Below are 13,978 nucleotides of genomic sequence, written 5' to 3' on the forward strand. Positions count from 1 at the left end.
ATACGAATTCAAAAGCGACTTGGCACGCTTGCTGCTCTCCCCAGGCAAACGGAGAAACAGCCATGCCGAACCTTCATCTCTTCCAAAGCTATCGCGGTCGCCGGGTGCCCAAGTCCGATACGGCCAACGAGGCCGGCGGCGCCGCCTACCGGCGCTCGCCCGAAGCCGCCCTCGCGCTGTACGCCGCGACCGGCTGCCTCAGCAGCACCTTCCATGCGGATGCCCAGCAGCAGCTGGACCGGGTGCTGGCGCTGTGCGCGGCGGTGGAGCCGGAGTTCGTGGCCCGCACCGCCCTGTACGCCCGCCGCCATGCGCATATGAAGGACATGCCGGCCCTGCTGGTGGCTTACCTGGCCAGCCGCGACGGCGCGCTGGCGGAGAAGATCTTCCACCGCGTGATCGACAATGGCCGCATGCTGCGCAACTTCGTGCAGATGCTTCGCAGCGGCGAGCTTGGCCGCAAGTCGCTCGGTACCCGCCCCAAGCGCCTGGTGCGCGAATGGCTGGACCGCGCCACCACCGGGCAGCTGATGTCGGCGGCGATCGGCGAGCGTCCTTCGCTGGCGGACATCGTGCGGATGATGCATCCGCGTCCGCTCGATGCGTCCCGCGAAGCGCTGTATGCGTGGCTGCTGGACAAGCCGTACAAGGCCGAAGCGCTGCCCGCGATGGTGCAGGCGTACGAAGCCTTCAAGGCCGATCCGCGCGGCGCGGCGCCCGACCTGCCGTTCCCGTACCTCACGGCGCTGCCGCTGGAAGCGCGCCATTGGAAGCAGATCGCGGCGCGCAGCTCGTGGCAGGCCACGCGCATGAACCTCAACACTTTCCTGCGCAAGGGCGTGTTCGAGGACGCGGCGATGGTCAAGCAGGTGGCGGCGCGTCTGCGCCAGCGCGAGGCGATCAAGCGTGCGCGGGTGTTCCCGTACCAGCTGATGGTGGCCTACCGCGCGGCGGCGGGAAACATGCCGGAGGCGATCAGCGAAGCATTGCAGGACGCCATGGAGGTGGCCACCGAAGCGGTGCCGCGCCTGTCCGGCGAGGTGGTGCTGGCGATCGACGTATCCGGTTCGATGCAGTCGCCGGTTACCGGCTACCGCCGCGGCGCCACCAGCGTAGCGACCTGCGTGGAAGTGGCGGCGTTGATCGCGGCCTGCTTCCGCCGCCGGCATGGCAAGACGCGGATCGTGCCGTTCGCCGAGGCGGTGCGCGCGATCAAGCTCAATCCGCGCGACAGCGTGATGAGCCAGGCACGCGACATCGCCCGGATGGTCGGCGGCGGTACCTGCGTAAGTGCGCCGCTGGCGCTGCTCAACCATGAGCGCACGGCGCCGGACCTGGTGGTGATCGTGTCGGACAACCAGAGCTGGCTGGATACGCGCCAGGGCGGCGGTACCGAAACGATGCGCCAGTGGGCGGCGCTGAAGGCGCGCAACCCGAGGGCGCGGCTGGTCTGCATCGACCTGCAGCCGTACGGCACCAGCCAGGCGAAGGAAGCGCCGGACGTGTTCCATATCGGCGGCTTCAGCGATGCGGTGTTCGAGCTGGTAGCGGGCATCGCGCAGGGCAAGCATGCGGGCCATTGGGAGGAACGCATCCAGGCCATGGAATTGTGATCGCCACGGATGGCAGCGTAGTACCCCGGCAGGAATGGGCCTGCCGGGGCCAGGGAAGGACATACTTTTGAGTTTGCGGCGAATGCCGATGAAAGCTACTTGGAGAAGCCTTCGGGCGACGGGTTCAAATCCCGGCCCGCGCAAGCGGGATGCTTTCATCACCTTCGTCGCCGCAAGCGCACGGCGCAGCGAATGCCGGCGGACCTACTATCCCAAGCCGGTTCGTCATCTGTTTGTCGCTGCCCCATGCGCACTTTTTCACCGCGGCGAATGCCGGTGGACCTACTAGCTTCATAAGCTCCGGGTCGCGGGTTCGAGTCCCGCCGCCACCGCATCTATGGTGGTGTAGCTCAGCGGTAGAGCAGGACGGTTCACCTACTTTGTCGCCGCACCTTTTCGAGACACGCCGGCCCGGCGGCGCAACAGCCCGGGCAAAGGAAACGAGGCCATGGAAAACCGCAACTACGATGTGATCCATCTTCCGGGCGCGGCGCCGATCAAGCTGTGGACGCGCGGCGTGCCGCTGGAAGACGAGGCGCGCGAGCAGCTGATCAATATCGCCCGCCTGCCCTTTATCCACGGCTGGGTGGCCGTGATGCCGGACGTGCACCTGGGCAAGGGTGCGACCGTCGGCTCGGTGGTGCCGACCGTCGGCGCGATCGTGCCGGCCGCGGTGGGCGTGGATATCGGCTGCGGCATGATCGCCGCGCGCACCACGCTGACCGCGAGCGACCTGCCGGAAAATCTCCAGGGCGTGCGTACGGCGATCGAAACCGCCGTGCCGCATGGCCGTACGCCGGGCCGCCGCGACAAGGGCGCGTGGGAAAACCCGCCGCAGGCCGCGCTGGAGGGCTGGAGCACGCTGCACGAGGACTTCAAGCGCATCGTGGAGAAGCATCCGAAGCTGGAGCGCGTGAATCACCTCAGCCACCTGGGTACGCTCGGCACGGGTAATCACTTCGTCGAGGTGTGCCTGGACGAAGAGCAGCGCGTGTGGTTCATGCTGCACTCCGGCTCGCGCGGCGTGGGTAATGCGATCGGCTCGTACTTTATCGAGCTGGCCAAGCAGGACATGCGCCGCTGGATGATCAACCTGCCGGACCAGGATCTGGCGTACCTGCCGGAAGGCAGCGAGCACTTCGCCGACTACGTGTTCGCGGTGGACTGGGCGCAGCGTTTCGCCCGTGCCAACCGCGCGATCATGATGCGCCACGTGGTGGAAGCGGTGCGCAAGGTGATCCCCAAGCCGTTCGAGGCGCAGGCCGAGGCGGTGAACTGCCACCATAACTACGTAAGCCGTGAACATCATCTCGGCAAGGACGTGCTGGTGACCCGCAAGGGCGCGGTTAGCGCGAAGCGCGGCGAGCTCGGCATCATTCCCGGCAGCATGGGCGCGAAGAGCTTTATCGTGCGTGGCCTGGGTAACGAGCAGAGCTTCCACAGCTGCAGCCACGGCGCCGGCCGCGTGATGAGCCGTACCGCCGCGCGCAAGCTGATCACGCTGGAGCAGCATCGCGAGGCGACCGCGCATGTGGAATGCCGCAAGGATGCGGAGGTGATCGACGAGTCGCCGGCGGCGTACAAGTCGATCGATGCGGTGATGGAAGCGCAGCGCGACCTGGTCGAGATCGTGCATACGCTGCGCCAGGTGGTTTGCGTCAAGGGTTGAGAGAAAGGAAACGCGATGTTGGAAATCGATGGACAGGCCGGCGGTGGGCAGCTCCTGCGCACCGCCCTGGCGCTCAGCCTCTGCACCGGCGAGCCGTTTCGCATGGAGCGCATCCGTGCGAAACGCTCGCGCCCGGGGCTGATGCGCCAGCATCTGACCGCCGTGCAGGCGGCGCGGGAGATCGGTGGCGCGCAGGTGACCGGCGATGCGCCGGGATCGGCCACGCTGGAATTCGTGCCGGGCCCGGTACGCGGGGGCGATTATCACTGGCCGATCGGCACGGCAGGTTCCACCACGCTGGTGCTGCAGACGGTGCTGCCCGCGCTATGGCTGGCCGGTGTGACGGCGAGCCTGCGTCTCGAAGGCGGCACGCATAACCCGCTCGCGCCGAGTGCGGATTTTCTGGAGCACGGTTTTCTGCCGCTGATGCAGCGCATGGGCTTGCGTGCTTCGTTCGCGCTGCAACGCCATGGCTTCTTTCCGGCCGGCGGTGGCGCGTTGAAGATCGATATCGACGCGAGCGAGGCGCCCGGGCCGCTGCACCTGCCGGAGCGCGGCGCGCAACAGGAGCTGTCCGCGACAGCGCTGATGTCCTCCATCCCCGGCCGTGTCGGCGAGCGCGAGCTCGATGCGGTGCGCCGCCTGCTCGGCGTGGCGGACGAGCATCGCCATATCCGCCAGGCGATTCACTCGCCTGGCCCCGGCAATGCCTTGATGGTGCGCGTCGAAAGCGAGCACGTGTGCGAGCTGTTCACCGCCTTCGGCGAGCGCGGCGTGTCGTCCGAGCGCGTAGCCGAATTGGCCTGCGCCGAAGCCCGCGCGTATCTGGACAGTGGCGCGGCGGTCGGCCCCTACCTCGCCGACCAGCTGCTGCTCCCGCTGGCGCTCGCCGGCAAAGGCAGCTTCACCACGCAGCAACCCACCGACCACGCGCGCAGCAACGCCGCGCTGATCGAAAAATTCCTGCCGGTGCAGATCGATTTCGAGGAACTGGGCAAGGACCGCTGGCGGGCTGCCGTCAGCCGCTGACCCAGCGCTGGAGGGCGGCGTCCAGCATGGTTTCGTCGATATCAGTCTTGCTGGCGAGTCTTGGACCGATCGCCGCGAAGCGCTCGAGCTGCTGGCGCATCCATGGCCGCAGCGCGACGGGAAGCGGTTCGCGGTCGCCTTCGCTGGCCAGCGCCTTGCGTGCTTCGAGTTCGGCGATCCAGCCACGCTCCTCATCGCTGACCCACGGCGCCGCCAGCAGCTGCGCGAAGCGGGTCGGCGGCTGCGTGCGCGCGTGCTCGATCCAGCGGCAGGCCAGGATCGGGCGCAGGAAATAGAACAGCTTCTTCAGGCGCACCGTGTCGCCGGACAAATGCTCGTCGTGCGTGGTCGTCGCCATGCTCAGGTAATGGAACAGTGCGCGCGCCGGCTGGAAGTGGCGTCCGATGAGCTGGCGCACCTGCATCGCGAAGGCTTCGTCGGCGCGGTACACGATGGGCGAATCGAACCATTCGTTCAGGGCGAGGTTGCACTTGGCCATCAGGCGCAGCGCCTTGCGCAACTCCCAGCCGCTGACGTCGAGATCGCCGGGCAGCATGCGTTCGATCACGTCGCGCTGTTCGAACACCCTCAGGTACCAGTCGGGTGCATGCACGTAAACGAAGCGCACGTCGTAGTCGCTGTCCGGCGAGGCGAAGCCCCAGGCGCGGCTGCCGGACTCGGCGGCATAGAGCACGCGCACGCCGTGATCGCGCTCGATCGCGTCGATGGCGGACTGGATCGCTGCATCCATCACTGGCGTTGCTCCCAATGGGCGGTGAGTTCGCGCAGCAGAACATTGGCCGCGTCGGTATCGATGGTGTCGGGCAGGCTGCTGGCCGCGGTCTCGCGCTCGCAGCGGGCCGCGATGTCCTGGGCCATGTCGATCAGTTCGTCGTAGCTGAAACGCCCGGCACGGATGTCCAGCAGCAGCGAACGCTGCTCGCCTTCGAAGCGCACGATCGGCCGCCCGTGGCGCACGATGGATTCGCCGGAAAGCAGCAGGCGCACGGTGTGCATCATGTTCTTGGCGTCGTAGTCCAGTTCGCCGCTTTCCTGCTGCCGCCAGCGCGCCTCGTTGCGTTCGCGGCGCCAGGTCCAGTAGTTCTGGTGGTCGGCCATAGCCTGCTTCCAGGCCTGCTCGTTGTAGAACAGCAGTCCGGCGAAGCGCTCGGCTTCTTCATCCAACGGGATGGATTCGCATACCAGCATGCCGTCGCGGAACACGCCGCGCGCGCCGCGGCCGTAGCGGTAGAGCCGGTAGCCGTCGCGCGCATGTTCGAGGCTGGCCGCGTGGAACTCGTCCAGGTTCCAGCCCAGCGTTTTCAACGGCAGCGGACGGCATGGTGCCGCGTTGCCGGGGATCAGCTGCTCGCGCGGGATGACATGGCAATAGTCTTCTTTCACCGGCGGCGCTTCCGGCCGCGGCTGGTTGATCCATTTGTTTTGGCCGCGCGCCTTGCGGATCTGCGTGAGCGCATAGCCGATATGGCTTTGCACGCAGGGTTTAGCGAGGAACAGCGAGCGCCGTGCCGCCAGCTGGTCCATTTCCGGGCTGCTCGAGCGCACGGTGTCCCGCGGCATGAACAGCAGTTCCAGCACATTGGGGTTGGCGGCCGAGAGCAGCTCGATCACACGCCGCAGGCCGTAGTAGACGATGTCGTTGCGCGCATCGGCGATCTGCGCGGCGGGTGCTTCCAGGCCCAGATACGCCGCGGCCGGCATCGCATAGATGCCGCGCAGGTCCTGGTCGCTTTCCGCCGTGGCCGTGCCGTAGGCGTGGCTGCCCGCGATGCATTCGAACAACAGGGCAGGCGTGGCATGGGCGCGCAGTGCTTCCAGGGTGATCATGGCAACGCGCTCAGGGCTGCTGCGCAAGCCACGCATCGAGCTCCGCCAGCGTCGGCATGCCGCCCTGCGCGCCCAGGCGCGTGACGGACAGCGCCGCGGCCGCGCAGGCCTTGCGCACCGCCTGCGGCAAGCCTTCGTGCAGGAATACGGCGAGGGCGCCGTTGAAGGTGTCGCCGGCGCCGGTGGTGTCGACCGCGTCTACCTTGAAACCGGGCTGGTGTGCGGGGTCGCCGTCTTCGCGGTACCAGGCGCCTTCGTTGCCGCGGGTGAGCACCACGGGGCTGGGGGCCTGGCGCATCAGGGCGCGGAAATCCTGTTCGGCATCGGCGCCGAGCAGGATGGCCAGTTCGTGCTGGTTGGGCGTGACATAGCGGGCGAGCCGCAGCCACTCCACCGGCAGCCGCTGCGCCGGTGCGGGGTTGAGGATGACCGGCACGCCCAGGCGCTGGCCCAGGCGCAAGGTGGCTTCGACGCTTTCCAGCGGGATTTCCATCTGCACCAGCACGGCGTCGGCGCGGGCGATCGCGTCGCTGGCCGCTTCGACCTGCGCGGGTGTCACGCGTGCGTTGGCGGCGGGCACCACGATGATTTCGTTCTCGCCGCCGGCCACGGTAATCGAAGCGGTGCCGCTGCCGCAGTCGGCGATGCGTCGCACGTGGTCGAGCGCGATGCCTTCGCGCGCCAGGCCGTCGTAGAGCTGCTGGCCGAAGGCGTCGTCGCCGAGCGCGCCGACCAGGGCCACCTCGGCGCCGAGCCGCGCGGCGGCCACGGCCTGGTTCGCGCCCTTGCCGCCGGGGATGGTGAGGAAGCGCTCGCCCAGCACGGTCTCGCCCGGCCCGGCAAAGCGCTCAGCCAGCGTGACCAGATCCATGTTGATGCTGCCGACCACGACGACGCGCGCCATACCTGCTCCGGAACTCGGTGGGGAAAATCGCCGCCGAGCATACGGGATGGCGCGCGTGCCGGTGGAGTGCGCTCAGTGCCCGGTATCGGGCATCGGCTTGGAGGGTTCGGCCGTGCCCTGCTTTTCCTGGCGCTTCTCGATCATGCGTTCCTTCATGGCCAGGTAGCGCTGGCGCTGGCTGTCGCTCAGCACGGACTGAATCTGGCGGTCGCCGTCCTCCATGATGGCGCGCGCCTGGTCGCGGCGGTCCTGGCCCCTGGCGCTGCCGCGCAAGCTCTGCATCTTCTGCTGCTGGGCCTGCAGGATGCCGGCGACCTGGGCCTGCTGCTGCGCGTTGAGGTCGAGGTGCCTGGCCAGCTTCTGGGCGCGTTCCTGCGGATCCGGCGGACGGCGCTGGCCGTGCATGGCCTGGCCGTCCGGCGGCGGTGCGCCGTTGTCCTGGGCGTGGGCGCCGAAGGCGGCGGCGAGGGCGAGAGCGATCAGGCACAGGCGGGTCTTCATGGCGCGGCTCCTTGAGAGGTGCGCCCGGGAACGGCCCCCGGGGCCCGGGCGTTGACTTGAAAGGCACGCGCCGGACCCGAACATCGCTGTGCATTGCCGCCCGAGGATCACCTCATGATCGAACTGCACTACTGGCCCACGCCGAACGGCCACAAGATCACGCTCTTCCTGGAAGAGGCCGGCCTGCCCTACGAGATCAAGCCGGTGAACATCGGCAAGGGCGAGCAGTTCAAGCCGGATTTCCTGGCCATCGCGCCGAACAACCGCATGCCGGCCATCGTCGACACCGCGCCTGCCGATGGCGGCGGGCCGCTGAGCATCTTCGAGTCCGGCGCCATCCTGGAATACCTGGCGGAGAAGACCGGCCGTTTCCTGCCGAAGGACACGCGCGAGCGCTACAAGGTGCTGCAGTGGCTGTTCTGGCAGGTGGGCGGGCTGGGCCCGATGCTGGGGCAGAACCATCACTTCAACCGCTATGCGCCGGAGAAGATCCCCTACGCGATCGACCGCTACGTCAACGAAACGCGCCGCCTGTACGGCGTGCTCGACAAGCAGCTCGACGGCCGCGCGTTCATCGGCGGCAAGGACTACAGCATTGCGGACATGGCCTGCTATCCGTGGATCGTTTCGCACGAGGCGCAGGGCATGTCGCTGGACGATTTCCCGCATCTGAAGCTGTGGTTCCAGGCCATCGCCGAGCGGCCGGCCACGAAAAAAGCCTATGAAATCGGCGAATCGATCAAGGACCGCTTCGACCTGAGCCAGGACGAGGAAGCGCGCAAGGTGCTGTTCGGCCAGGGTGCGAAACGCTGAGGCCGTGGTGCCGCATCGAACCCGATGCGGCGCTTTTTCCCGGGAAAAGGCTGGCTTCGCGCAGCATGACGGGTTTTAATCCGCGCTTGTTCTTGCGCCCCGCCAGCAGTCCAAGGAAGTATCCATGCGCGCCCTTCTGTTCGCCGCCCTCACGATGGTGACCCTGCCGACCATGGCCGAAAAACTCACCATCGAACGCATCTTCGACGGCGGCAGCCTCGCCGGCCCCGCGCCGCGCGGCCTGCAGATCTCGCCGGACGGCAGCCGCATCACCTTCCTGCGCGCGCGGCCGGACGACCAGTTCCAGCTGGACCTGTGGGAATACCGGCCCAAGGACAACAGCACGCGCATGCTGGTCGATTCGCGCAAGCTGGAGCCGCAGGGCGAGCAGCTGTCGGATGCGGAAAAGGCACGCCGCGAGCGCGCCCGCACCGCGGGGCTGCACGGCATCCTCAGCTACCAGTGGTCGCCGGACGGCAGGCAGCTGCTGTTTCCCATCGGCGGCAAGCTGTACCTGTACGACCTGGCCGCGGCCAGGCCGGCGCCGCGCGCGCTGGAGACCGGCGGCGACGCGATCGATCCGAAGATCTCGCCCAAGGGCCGCTACGTCTCCTACGTGCGCGACCAGAACCTGTGGGTGATCGACCTGGAAAGCGGCGACGCGCGCCAGCTCACCCGCGACGGCGGCGGCACCGTGCACAACGGCGAGGCCGAGTTCGTGGCGCAGGAGGAAATGGGCCGCAGCAGCGGCTACTGGTGGGCGCCGGACGACAGCGCCATCGCCTTCGAGCGCTATGACGAGGCCAAGGTGCCGGTGGTCAAGCGCACCGAGGTGTATGCCGACCGCACCGACGTGATCGAGCAGCGCTATCCGGCCGCGGGCGATCCCAACGTGGCGGTGAAGCTGGGCCTGGTCGCGCCCACCGGCGGCGCGCCGCGCTGGGTGGATCTGGGCAAGGACGGCGACATCTACCTGGTGCGCGTGAACTGGCTGCCGGACGGCAAGCACCTGAGCTACCAGCGCATGCCGCGCAGCCAGCAGAAGCTGGAGCTGCGCCTGGTGGATGCGAAGACGCTGGCGCAGCGCAGCCTGCTCACCGACACCAGCAACACCTGGATCAACCTCAACGACGACCTGCGCTTTCTCAAGGACGGCAAGAGCTTCCTGTGGGGCAGCGAGCGCAGCGGCTTCCATCATCTGTACCTGTACGGCATCGACGGCAAGCTCAGGCATCCGGTGAGCCAGGGCGACTGGCAGATCGACGGCGTGCTGGCGGTGGACGAGCATGCGGGCACGGTCTACGTCGGCTCGAACCGCGACTTCGTGCCGGATCACCAGGTCTACGCGCTGAAGCTGGACGGCAGCACGGCCAATGCGCCGGTGCGCATCAGCAAGGGCGACGGCAGCCATATCGCCGAGTTCGCGCCGAATGCCGCGTTCTACCTGGACACCTATTCCAGCGCCGACACGCCGCCGCAGGTCAGCGTGCACAAGCCGGACGGCGCCTTCCTCAGCTGGATCGAACAGAACAAGCTCGACGAGAAGCATCCGTTCTGGCCTTACCGCGCCAGCCTGATCAAGCCGGAGTTCGGCACGCTGAAGAGCGCGGACGGGCAGACGCTGTACTACCGCCTGTACAAGCCGGCGGGTTTCGATCCGACCAAGAAGTACCCGGTGTTCGACACCTACTACGGCGGCCCGCACGCGCAGCTGGTGGCCAATGGCTGGGGCGACTACTTCAACCAGTACATGGCCAACCAGGGCTATGTGGTGTTCACCCTGGACAACCGCGGCATGGCGCGGCGCGGCCGCAAGTTCGAGGATCCGATCTACGAACAGCTCGGCGCCGCCGAGGTGGACGACCAGCTCGCCGGCATCGACTGGCTGAAGGCGCAGCCCTGGGTCGATGGACGCCGCATCGGCGTGTTCGGCTGGAGCTACGGCGGCTACATGACCACCATGCTGCTGGCCAAGGCTTCGAAGGAGATCGCCGGCGGCGTGGCGGTGGCGCCCGTCACCGACTGGCGCCTGTACGACACCTTCTATACCGAGCGCTACCTCGGCCGCCCGCAGGACAACGAAGCCGGCTACACGCGCAGCAGCCCGTTCGCCTGGCTCGACGGCCTGACCAGCAAGCTGTACCTGGTGCACGGCATGGCCGACGACAACGTACTGTTCGTCAACTCGACCAAGCTGATGGCCGAGCTGCAGAAGCGCGGCACGCAATTCCAGTTCATGGCCTACCCCGGTGCCAAGCACGGCTTGAACCTGCCGGGGCAGCGCAGCCATGTGTACCACCTGATCGCGAACTTCTTCGATCGCGAGATCAAGGGTGCTGCCTTGCCGGCGGCGCCGAAGCCGGCGGCCGCGGCTTCGGTCGCGCCTTAAGCAGAAAAGCCCGCCGGTCGGCGGGCTTTTTTTGCGCGGTGCGGCGGATTACTTGTTGATGCTGGGACCGCGGATCGGATCGGCGCGGACCTTGCCGTCCACTTCCACGTTGATGACCCCGGGCTGCGCGCGGAAGCGCACCATGCCCTCTTCCGCCGACATGCCTTCCGGCAGCAGCACCACGATGGCCGGCGCCCAGCCGATGTCGCGCACATAAGTGGCGCCGGCGGCATCGCAGGCGGTGCGCATGGTTTCGAGCGGGGTGCCGTCGCGGAAGCTGACGATCAGCTGCACCCGCGTGGCGGGCTGGGACGGCGTGGACGTGGCGGTGCTGTCGGTGTCGGCCATGACGATGGAGCTCCCTGGCGTGTCGGAGGCGCAGGCCGTGCTGCCCGCGCCGATCAGAAAGAACAGAAGGTACAGCTTGCGGCGGCCCGGCAAGGCGTCATCCATCACGCAATGCGGACCTGGCGCGGCGCGCTCACTGGGCGTGGCCACCGACGCCCGAATCGCCCTGTTCCAGCGGCGGCGCCGTGCCGGCCACGGCCAGCAGGGCCAGCGCGTAGCCGTCCTCGATGCTGACGGTGGACACCTCGTCCCAGGAGAAGAACGAAGCCTCGCGCAGCCATTCGGCGTCGGGGCTGATCTCCTGCATGTAGAAACCGTCGTCCTCGAAGGAAATCAGCTTGCCGATGTAGCAGACCTCGGCCTCGTCCTCGCTGTCCACGTGCACGCCGATCACCGGCGCCTGCTTGGCGGCGGCCTGCACCACCTCGCGGATATCGTCCAGCGGGAAACCGCGCGGCGGCCGCGGCAGCAGCTGCTTCATGGCCAGGGCTTTCTCCATGAAGGGGGCGTGCTTGTCGGGCGCTTCCAGCTCGGTGATGTCGCGGTGCCGCATCACGTACATGCCGTCGTACGTGATGGCGTCGCCGACCACCCACAGCAGGAAGAATTCGCGGCCGACCCCGCCCACATAGCCGCAGAAGCTGCCGTGTTCGAGTTCACCGCGCCATAGACGGACCAGCTGTTGCTGCTGCTGCGCCTCGCGCAGCTGAGCGCGCTGGCCCGTCGTCTTAAGTTCGATCACCTTTCCCATACACCACGAATTCTATCAGCGGGGGTCTTTCCCCATGTTTACAGGATGTAGCGGCTCAGGTCCTCGTCCTTGACCAGGCTCGCCAGGTTCTTATCGACATATTCGGCGTCGATCAGGTATTTTTCGCCGGATTTGTCGGCAGCTTCGAAGGAGATTTTCTCCAGCAGCCGCTCCATCACGGTATGCAGGCGGCGGGCGCCGATGTTCTCGGTGCGTTCGTTCACCTGGAAGGCGACCTCGGCCAGCCGGTTCACCCCCGACTCCGTGAATTCGATCGTCACGCTCTCGGTGCCGAGCAGGGCCACGTACTGCTTGGTCAGCGCGTTGTGCGGCTCGCTCAGGATGCGCTGGAAGTCGTCCACCGACAGCGCGGACAGTTCCACGCGGATCGGCAGGCGGCCCTGCAGCTCCGGAATCAGGTCGGAGGGCTTGGCCAGCGAGAACGCGCCCGAGGCGATGAACAGCATGTGGTCGGTCTTGATCGGGCCGTACTTGGTCGACACGGTGGAACCTTCCACCAGCGGCAGCAGGTCGCGCTGCACGCCTTCACGGCTGACGCCGGCGCCGCCCCATTCGGAGCGCTGGGCGATCTTGTCGATCTCGTCGATGAAGACGATGCCGTTCTGCTCGGCGACGTAGACCGCCTGCGCGCGGATCTCGTCGTCGTTGAGCAGCTTGCCGGCTTCCTCGTCGATCAGCAGCGGGCGCGCGACCTTGATCGCCAGCTTGCGCTTCTGCGACTTGGCGCCGCCGATGTTCTGGAACATCTGGCGCAGCTGCTGGCCCATTTCCTCCATGCCGGGCGGCGACATGATCTCCACGCCCACGTTCATGGCGAAATCCAGCTCGATCTCGCGCTCGTCCAGCGCGCCTTCGCGCAGCTGCTTGCGCAGCTTCTGGCGAGTATCGTTCTCGATCGCCGGCGCCTGCTCGTGGTCCTGCGACCAGTCGGTGGGCGACTGGCGGCGCGGCAGCAGGGCGTCGAGGATGCGGTCCTCGGCGCGGTCTTCCGCCTGCGAACGCACGCGCTTGACCGCCTGCTCGCGGGTGAGCTTGTAGGACACGTCGGCCAGGTCGCGGACGATCGATTCCACATCTTTGCCGACATAGCCGACCTCGGTGAACTTGGTCGCTTCCACCTTCACGAACGGCGCATTGGCCAGGCTGGCCAGGCGGCGCGCGATCTCGGTCTTGCCCACGCCGGTGGGGCCGATCATCAGGATGTTCTTCGGCGTCACTTCGTCGCGCAGGTTCGGCTCCAGCTGCATGCGGCGCCAGCGGTTGCGCAGCGCGATCGCCACGGCGCGCTTGGCGTCGTGCTGGCCGATGATGTAGCGGTCGAGTTCGTTGACGATTTCGCGGGGAGTGAGTTCGGACATGGCTTTTGCTCGGGGAACGGGGACCGGGGATCAGGGAAACGGGTAGCGAAGCAACAGCGAACGGGCTCCCGTTCCCTGTTCCCCGTTCCCCGCAGACGTCACAGCTCTTCGATCGTCGTGTTGTGGTTGGTATAGATGCAGATGTCGCCGGCGATCTTCAGCGCGCGCTCGACGATCTGCCGCGCGTCCAGCTCGGTGTTCTCCAGCAGCGCCAGCGCCGCGGACTGCGCATAGGGGCCGCCGGAACCGATCGCGATCAGGCCGTGCTCGGGTTCGAGCACGTCGCCGTTGCCGGAGATCAGCAGCGAGGCGTCGCGGTCGGCCACCGAAAGCATGGCTTCCAGGCGGCCCAGGCGGCGGTCGGTGCGCCATTCCTTGGCCATTTCCACCGCGGCGCGGGTGAGGTTGCCGCTGTGCTTGGCCAGCTTTTCCTCGAACAGCTCGAACAGGGTGAAGGCGTCGGCGGTGGCGCCGGCGAAACCGGCCAGCACGTCGCCCTTGCCGAGGCGGCGGATCTTGCGCGCATTGGCCTTCATCACCGTATTGCCCAGGGTGACCTGGCCGTCGCCGCCGATCACGACGCGGCCATTGCGGCGGACCGAAACGATGGTGGTGGCGTGGAACGATTCCATGGGGAGCTGCCTCGGATGCGGAGCACAGGATGTGGGGAGAGCGCGGCCCAAACCCAAGTCCATGACGTCCGCCACCGGCGGCCGCGGCGCAAGAGATTGCTG

Annotated in this window: 13 protein-coding genes; 5 read left to right on the forward strand and 8 right to left on the reverse strand. The window is 67.3% G+C overall.

Annotated elements, in window-relative coordinates; translation table 11 throughout:
* Positions 1 to 62: 62 nt before the first annotated feature.
* The 3 genes from FHW84_RS04140 (at position 63) to rtcA (ending at position 4,311) form a co-directional block, all read left to right on the forward strand.
* A complete protein-coding gene (locus FHW84_RS04140) occupies positions 63 to 1,613 on the forward strand; it encodes a TROVE domain-containing protein (protein WP_167252875.1) in 1,551 nt (516 codons plus the stop codon).
* A 448-nt stretch (positions 1,614 to 2,061) separates the two neighbouring features.
* On the forward strand, positions 2,062 to 3,282 hold the full coding sequence (locus tag FHW84_RS04145; RefSeq protein ID WP_167252876.1) for an RtcB family protein: 1,221 nt from the start codon (positions 2,062 to 2,064) through the stop codon (positions 3,280 to 3,282).
* 15 nt (positions 3,283 to 3,297) lie between these two features.
* Positions 3,298 to 4,311: an RNA 3'-terminal phosphate cyclase gene (gene rtcA / locus FHW84_RS04150; protein ID WP_167252877.1), complete on the forward strand. Its 1,014-nt coding sequence runs from the start codon at positions 3,298 to 3,300 to the stop codon at positions 4,309 to 4,311.
* On the opposite strand, the gene FHW84_RS04155 is transcribed toward rtcA, so the two are convergent.
* The 4 genes from FHW84_RS04155 to FHW84_RS04170 form a co-directional block, all read right to left on the reverse strand.
* Entirely contained in the window at positions 4,301 to 5,062 is a 762-nt protein-coding gene (locus FHW84_RS04155; RefSeq protein ID WP_167252878.1) for a nucleotidyltransferase domain-containing protein, read from the reverse strand. The genes rtcA and FHW84_RS04155 overlap by 11 nt on opposite strands.
* Complete coding sequence (locus FHW84_RS04160; protein WP_167252879.1) at positions 5,062 to 6,159, reverse strand: nucleotidyltransferase domain-containing protein; 1,098 nt, start codon at positions 6,157 to 6,159, stop codon at positions 5,062 to 5,064. Before FHW84_RS04160 ends, FHW84_RS04155 begins: the two co-directional genes overlap by 1 nt.
* A 10-nt stretch (positions 6,160 to 6,169) precedes the next feature.
* Positions 6,170 to 7,063, reverse strand: coding sequence for a ribokinase (gene rbsK / locus FHW84_RS04165; protein ID WP_167252880.1), 894 nt, complete (start codon positions 7,061 to 7,063; stop codon positions 6,170 to 6,172).
* A gap of 72 nt (positions 7,064 to 7,135) precedes the next feature.
* The gene (locus FHW84_RS04170; protein ID WP_167252881.1) at positions 7,136 to 7,564 is read right to left on the reverse strand and encodes a hypothetical protein; all 429 of its coding nucleotides are present in this window, start codon (positions 7,562 to 7,564) and stop codon (positions 7,136 to 7,138) included.
* A 114-nt stretch (positions 7,565 to 7,678) separates the two neighbouring features.
* Here FHW84_RS04170 and FHW84_RS04175 point away from each other — a divergent pair, with 114 nt between their 5' ends.
* Together FHW84_RS04175 and FHW84_RS04180 are read left to right on the forward strand one after the other, a co-directional pair.
* Positions 7,679 to 8,377 carry a glutathione binding-like protein gene (locus FHW84_RS04175; RefSeq protein ID WP_167252882.1) on the forward strand — a complete coding sequence of 233 codons (699 nt, stop codon included), beginning with the start codon at positions 7,679 to 7,681 and terminating at the stop codon, positions 8,375 to 8,377.
* Between the two features lie 124 nt (positions 8,378 to 8,501).
* Positions 8,502 to 10,766 (forward strand): S9 family peptidase, encoded by a 2,265-nt coding sequence (locus FHW84_RS04180; RefSeq protein ID WP_167252883.1) that lies wholly within the window; start codon positions 8,502 to 8,504, stop codon positions 10,764 to 10,766.
* Positions 10,767 to 10,814: 48 nt separating this feature from the next.
* Here FHW84_RS04180 and FHW84_RS04185 read toward each other — a convergent pair whose 3' ends face one another.
* The 4 genes from FHW84_RS04185 to hslV all read right to left on the reverse strand — a co-directional run bounded on the left by FHW84_RS04185 (position 10,815) and on the right by hslV (position 13,876).
* Positions 10,815 to 11,219 carry a hypothetical protein gene (locus tag FHW84_RS04185; RefSeq protein ID WP_167252884.1) on the reverse strand — a complete coding sequence of 135 codons (405 nt, stop codon included), beginning with the start codon at positions 11,217 to 11,219 and terminating at the stop codon, positions 10,815 to 10,817.
* 28 nt (positions 11,220 to 11,247) lie between these two features.
* Positions 11,248 to 11,865, reverse strand: coding sequence for a hypothetical protein (locus FHW84_RS04190; protein WP_167252885.1), 618 nt, complete (start codon positions 11,863 to 11,865; stop codon positions 11,248 to 11,250).
* A 38-nt stretch (positions 11,866 to 11,903) separates the two neighbouring features.
* Entirely contained in the window at positions 11,904 to 13,244 is a 1,341-nt protein-coding gene (hslU, locus tag FHW84_RS04195) for an ATP-dependent protease ATPase subunit HslU (protein WP_167252886.1), read from the reverse strand.
* A gap of 98 nt (positions 13,245 to 13,342) precedes the next feature.
* Entirely contained in the window at positions 13,343 to 13,876 is a 534-nt protein-coding gene (gene hslV, locus FHW84_RS04200) for an ATP-dependent protease subunit HslV (protein ID WP_167252887.1), read from the reverse strand.
* Between the last annotated feature and the right edge of the window lie 102 nt (positions 13,877 to 13,978).

This window comes from Dyella sp. SG562 (assembly GCF_011759495.1).
GTDB classification, from domain to species: domain Bacteria; phylum Pseudomonadota; class Gammaproteobacteria; order Xanthomonadales; family Rhodanobacteraceae; genus Dyella_D; species Dyella_D marensis.

Coding starts and splice junctions, on each gene's coding strand:
- FHW84_RS04180 (WP_167252883.1), top strand. CDS start 8,502: ATGCGCGCCCTTCTGTTCGCCGCCCTCACGATGGTGACCCTGCCGACC.
- FHW84_RS04140 (WP_167252875.1), top strand. CDS start 63: ATGCCGAACCTTCATCTCTTCCAAAGCTATCGCGGTCGCCGGGTGCCC.
- rbsK (WP_167252880.1), bottom strand. CDS start 7,063: ATGGCGCGCGTCGTCGTGGTCGGCAGCATCAACATGGATCTGGTCACG.
- hslV (WP_167252887.1), bottom strand. CDS start 13,876: ATGGAATCGTTCCACGCCACCACCATCGTTTCGGTCCGCCGCAATGGC.
- rtcA (WP_167252877.1), top strand. CDS start 3,298: ATGTTGGAAATCGATGGACAGGCCGGCGGTGGGCAGCTCCTGCGCACC.
- FHW84_RS04155 (WP_167252878.1), bottom strand. CDS start 5,062: ATGGATGCAGCGATCCAGTCCGCCATCGACGCGATCGAGCGCGATCAC.
- FHW84_RS04190 (WP_167252885.1), bottom strand. CDS start 11,865: ATGGGAAAGGTGATCGAACTTAAGACGACGGGCCAGCGCGCTCAGCTG.
- FHW84_RS04145 (WP_167252876.1), top strand. CDS start 2,062: ATGGAAAACCGCAACTACGATGTGATCCATCTTCCGGGCGCGGCGCCG.
- FHW84_RS04185 (WP_167252884.1), bottom strand. CDS start 11,219: ATGGATGACGCCTTGCCGGGCCGCCGCAAGCTGTACCTTCTGTTCTTT.
- FHW84_RS04175 (WP_167252882.1), top strand. CDS start 7,679: ATGATCGAACTGCACTACTGGCCCACGCCGAACGGCCACAAGATCACG.
- FHW84_RS04160 (WP_167252879.1), bottom strand. CDS start 6,159: ATGATCACCCTGGAAGCACTGCGCGCCCATGCCACGCCTGCCCTGTTG.
- FHW84_RS04170 (WP_167252881.1), bottom strand. CDS start 7,564: ATGAAGACCCGCCTGTGCCTGATCGCTCTCGCCCTCGCCGCCGCCTTC.
- hslU (WP_167252886.1), bottom strand. CDS start 13,244: ATGTCCGAACTCACTCCCCGCGAAATCGTCAACGAACTCGACCGCTAC.